2 protein-coding genes are annotated in these 824 nt (G+C 59.8%); both read right to left on the bottom strand.

What is annotated here, in order from left to right:
• The coding region (locus tag CSC62_RS17325) for a phage tail length tape measure family protein (protein ID WP_029799658.1) at nt 1-564 on the bottom strand (564 nt) is incomplete at its 3' end.
• Nucleotides 557-824 (bottom strand): phage tail assembly protein T (locus tag CSC62_RS17320; protein WP_136747586.1); only part of this gene is annotated, 268 nt, incomplete at its 5' end. The genes CSC62_RS17325 and CSC62_RS17320, both read right to left, overlap by 8 nt.

Here is an 824-nt window from a genome sequence, read left to right as displayed (position 1 = left end):
GAGTGACTCGCTGGTCTGGTTAAACGTCAGCCCTGCCGCCTGCCCGGCTCTGGACAGGACCAGCATACGATCTGCCGTCAGTCCCGCCTGATTGCCGGAAAGGACCAGCGTTTTGTTGAAATCGGACAGGGTTGAGTTGCCCTGATACCAGGCATACGCCAGCGCACCGGTCGCCACCGCCAGCGAGGTGGCCCCCACCATCGGCAGGGTGATCGCACCGGCAAGCCCCCTGAACATGGGGATCATCCCGCCGAAGGAGTCCTTCACCTGCCCCCCCTGTTGCAGCAGGATCAGCCACGGACTTTGCCCGCCTGCAAGCTGCGTGGCCACGTCGGTGAACTGTGCAGGCAGCATACGCATGGCGGCTTTATACTGCCCGACGGAAATCCCCGCTTTCTGTGCAGCCAGCGCCTGTCGGCTCAGCGACTGTTCAACGACTGCCGCTGTTTTTTTCGCATCACTTTCCGTACCAGAAAAATGACGCCTGACTCTGGCCATCTGCTCGTCAAATCTGGCCGCATCCAGACTCAAATCAACGACCAGATCGCCTACCGGTTCAGCCATACCGTACGCCTCCTGCGATCCCTTCTGATACTGTCATCAGCATTACGTCATCCTCCGTCATGTCCGCCACATCCGGGGAAGCGGGGATAACTTCATTCCCGTCCGGGCCAAAGCGGACACCTCCGGCAAGCCCTGCCGCTTTCTGCATCAGCACATCATCTTCAGGCTCTTCGTCAGCCTCGCGCCGGTTCAGCAGACTGAAATCCAGCGGATGCATATCCGGATCGCTGAAAAACAGGCTGAGCACGGTGTACGTCAGC

Source organism: Pseudoxanthomonas jiangsuensis (assembly GCF_010093185.1).
GTDB classification, from domain to species: Bacteria; Pseudomonadota; Gammaproteobacteria; order Xanthomonadales; family Xanthomonadaceae; genus Pseudoxanthomonas; species Pseudoxanthomonas jiangsuensis.
Note: the sequence above shows the minus strand (reverse complement) of the source record. Positions and strands in the feature narration are given on the sequence as shown.